At 45.2% G+C, this 3,982-nt stretch carries 4 protein-coding genes; 2 read left to right on the plus strand and 2 right to left on the minus strand.

Annotated features, from left to right (window positions below):
* Positions 1–572, minus strand: a 572-nt coding sequence (locus B3N33_RS05070; RefSeq protein WP_292592368.1) for an extracellular solute-binding protein, incomplete at its 3' end; no start/stop codon positions are given.
* A 283-nt stretch (positions 573–855) separates the two neighbouring features.
* Between B3N33_RS05070 and B3N33_RS05075 the strand changes: the two genes are divergently transcribed.
* Both B3N33_RS05075 and B3N33_RS05080 read left to right on the plus strand, forming a co-directional pair.
* Positions 856–1,722: a MurR/RpiR family transcriptional regulator gene (locus tag B3N33_RS05075; RefSeq protein WP_214059986.1), complete on the plus strand. Its 867-nt coding sequence runs from the start codon at positions 856–858 to the stop codon at positions 1,720–1,722.
* 158 nt (positions 1,723–1,880) lie between these two features.
* A complete protein-coding gene (locus B3N33_RS05080) occupies positions 1,881–2,786 on the plus strand; it encodes an isoaspartyl peptidase/L-asparaginase family protein (protein ID WP_214059987.1) in 906 nt (301 codons plus the stop codon).
* On the opposite strand, the gene B3N33_RS05085 is transcribed toward B3N33_RS05080, so the two are convergent.
* Complete coding sequence (locus B3N33_RS05085) at positions 2,783–3,940, minus strand: MATE family efflux transporter (protein WP_422655898.1); 1,158 nt, start codon at positions 3,938–3,940, stop codon at positions 2,783–2,785. The two genes, B3N33_RS05080 and B3N33_RS05085, sit on opposite strands and share 4 nt — an antisense overlap.
* Positions 3,941–3,982: the final 42 nt, after the last annotated feature.

Consider the following 3,982-nt stretch of genomic DNA (forward strand, 5'->3'; position numbering starts at 1 on the left):
TGGATGTTTGGAGCGAGATTTTTCAGATACTCGAAAGCCCCGTCTTCACCGTAAATCTTCACAAGACCAGTTATCAGACTGTATGCAGTTCCTGAAGACTGTGGATTTGGATATTGTATCATTCTCCTGTATGAAGAATCAAGGAGATCTTCCCATGTTTCCGGTACAGAAGCTTTGATCTGCTCAATAACTGAAGTGTTCACTCCAACGCCAAGAGGATTCATGTAAATCGGGTGATAATAGCCCTCAACATCATAGAATTCTGGAGATACACCGTACACGCTCAGTGTCTTATACGACTGCGTAAGTCCCCTTTCCTTTGCAATAATGTGATTTTCCAAAGGAGCCCCAAACCAAACATCTGCCTGTGGATTGTTTGATTCTGCTTCGATTCGTGCAAGCGCCGGCCCGGATGAAAGAAATACGAAATCTACCTTGACTCCGGTCTCCTCTACAAATGCGTTCAATATCTTCCTTGCATTTGCCTCATCCACACTGGAATAAACCACCAGGTTTGAAAAGGCCGCTGCTACTAACATCAGAAAGATCGTAAGGATAAGAACTCGCTTCATAAATCCACCTCCTATTAGTGTAGCTATATTCTATCATCATGAACTGCTAAGTAGAATGTTTCCAAACTAATTCCTACAGACCTTGATCACATCAAATCTACCAAATCATCTCTCACGAAATTGAGCATCGAGATCAAGCTTTGACAGTTCACCGATCATCTCAGTTTTTTCCAAAAATCAGCGAAAACAGTTATGAAAATATAGTTTCACTATGCTATTATTATGAAAAGATAGTTTCATAAAATAAGTGATTAACTAATTCCTTGCCGAAAGGTTGATAACAATGGTATCCGAAGAAATAGCGAAAATAAAAGATGGTTTATCGCCTGCTTACAAAAGGATAGCAACCTATATTCTCAAAGAATACTCGCAAGTGGGATTCATGTCCATTGAAGAACTCAGCTCTATGGCCTGCGCTAGCAAGGCATCTGTAGTCAGATTCTCTAGGCGTCTCGGTTTCTCGGGATTCAATGAACTGAAAAAGGCTATCCAGCGCGAACTTAGAAGAAGGCTATCTCCGTATGAAAAGATCGCAACGACAGAACTTGACATGGCTCCGGTGGAAAACCAGTTGAAATTGCTAAGACAGAATGAGATCAACAATCTCAAAAACACTCTGTCCGGGATCAGAGAAGAAGAGCTTCACAAATGGGTGGACACTATAAGGACAGCCAGGAACATCTATTTCGGGGGCTTTGGCGCTACAAGACACGTGGTTTCGTTGATGCGGTACACAATCTCCGTTCTCCAGCGGAAGCCGACCTGGTTGTTGTCGGGATCGGTCTCCGACTTTTCCTTCAAAATAAAGCTTATGGAAAGAAATGACGCTCTGATAGTTATGACCTTTCCTCCATACTCAAAAGAAGTGGAATACATGATCGACTTTGCACGTGAAAGAACCGCAAGAACTCTGCTCGTTACAGATTCCATTGACTGTCCGGTCTATTCAAAAGCCTATTCGTCGATTTTGTGCGAGAACAACTCACTTCTGTTTGGCAATTCCTTCGTCGGACCCGTTGCAGTAGCGGAAATGATAGGGAACTTCATCATTCTAAGCGAGAAGAAGACCGGCATGGAGGAGATGAGAAGGTTGTTTGAGGTAGAGGAGAGAGGTTACAAGGCAATAAGTACTGAAGGAAAGAGCAAGTAGTTTCATCGCTTGTTTGTGAAGGCTCTAATTTGTGAAAAGAAAAAAGGAATCGAAGAGGGAAATTGACTTAGCCCACCGCGGCATCTGAATTGCTTTTTAAAGAGGAGTGTTCTTGTTTTCATCAAGGAAGATTCTATTGCCTGAAACGAGGTGTTTGCATGAAGGCCATCATTGTACACGGCGGTACCGGAAGCTTTAGTAGCGTAATAGACGCCGATGAACACAGAAGAGGAGTCGAAGAGGCTGTCAAGCAAGGATTCTCAACTCTTCAGAAGATGAACAACGCAGAAGAAGCCGTTGTTACCGCCGTGTCCGTGATGGAAGAAGATCCCACCTTTAACTGTGGCAGGGGATCGGCACTTACTTATCGCGGCGATATAGAAATGGATGCTGCGATAATGGACAACAACCTAAATGCGGGGGCGATTTCCGGACTTAAGAGAATTCTCCATCCCATAACGGTGGCACGGGCCGTCATGGAGCAAACCGATCATGTTTTGCTTGCCGGAGCCGAACTGGAGGAATTCGTTACAGTTCTAGGGTTTCCTAGGGAAGATGAACTGATCGTTCCGAAAAGACACCTTCAGTGGAAAGAAGAACTTGAAAAAATCGCCAGAGGCGAGAAGACTAGATTTGGAAAGAGCGTCAAGCTGGCAAAACAAGCCGAGAAATATCACTCTACCTGCGGTGCGGTCGCACTAGACGACCACGGAAGAATGGTCGCCGGAACATCCACGGGCGGAATGATGATGAAAAGTTTCGGTAGAGTGGGAGATAGCCCCATTTTGGGAGCAGGAACCTATGCGGACTCATTCGGTGCAGTCTCCGCAACGGGTCATGGAGAAAAGATCATGAAGCTCACACTGAGCAGGCTGGTCGCCTTCTTCATGGAACAATACCCCGCTCAAAAATCCGTAGACATCGCTCTCGAGAGAGCCAGATACTTCAACTGTGAATGTGGACTCATAGCGATCGACAGATATGGGAACATCGGAATTGGTCACACTGCCAAAGATATGTCTTGGGCCTTCATAAGAGAAGGGAATTCACCTGTAATCTTCTAGGTGTAACTAGCCCCCTGTTCTTCCACGGGAAGCTCTCTACTCTGCGACTTGAGTTTTCTAACGATCATGAATGCAAGAATAGCCGCAATGAAAAGTGTAAAGAAATCTGCAACTGTTTGAGAATAAATCACTCCGTTGAGTCCGAAAAACCTTGGCAAGACAATCACTGCGGGAATCAAGAAGAACCCCTGCTTCGACATCGAAAGCAAGCCAGCCGCGAAACCTTTTCCAAGTGCCTGGAACAAAACCGTGAAGGTTATCACGAAGCCGAATGTGGGAAAGAAAATGTTTACCGCCCTAAAGGCTCTGGAACCCACATCGATGACTTCGGGGTCATTACTGAAGATGCTGATAATCGAACCAGGTATTGTCAACCCGATTATGGCAAAAACCGTTGCAAAGACCGTTGTCACGATCACCGAAAATCTCAGAGCTTCGAAAACTCTCGAAAACTTCTTTGCGCCGTAATTATAGCCAGCAACCGGTTGAAATGCTTGACCGTATCCGAATAGAACCATCATACCCAACATAAGAACCCTCATTGTTATTCCGACGGCCGCAACGGCGTGATCTCCGTAAGTCCCTGCAGCATTGTTAAGAAGAGGAACAGAGAAGCTCGACAGAGACTGCCTCAAAAAGGTTGGCAATCCGATCTTGAAGATCTCGGAGTATATGTGGAGCGAGAACCGATATAGCCTGATCTNNGCGTGGTCCCCGTAGTTTCCGGCGGCGTTATTCAACAGTGCAACGGCGAAACTGGACAAGGATTGTCGCAAGAATGTCGGAAGGCCGATTTTGAAGATTTCAGAGTATATCTGAAGAGAGAACCTGTACAGCCTTATCGATAGAGTCGTGTAACTCTTCTTANNAGATAGGTTTGTGTAACTCTTCTTACGAACGAAGTACTCGAGGATTATCATCGTCGAAACGGACTGAGAGATTACAGTTGCGACGGCCGCTCCAGTTATTCCCATTCCAAGGCCAAATATGAAAACCGGATCGAGAGCGACATTCAGTAGAGCTCCCGATACCATGGCAACCATGAATCTCTGGGCGTTACCCTCCGCTCTAACTAGGTTGTTCATTGTCATATTCATCATGGTGAAGATCGATCCCATAATGATTATCATTGTGTATTCCCTAGCATATTCCATTATTGTCTCAGTTGCGCCAAAAGCAGTCAGGAGCGCGTCCAA

This window comes from Mesotoga sp. UBA5825, from assembly GCF_002432955.1.
Lineage (GTDB): Bacteria > Thermotogota > Thermotogae > Petrotogales > Kosmotogaceae > Mesotoga.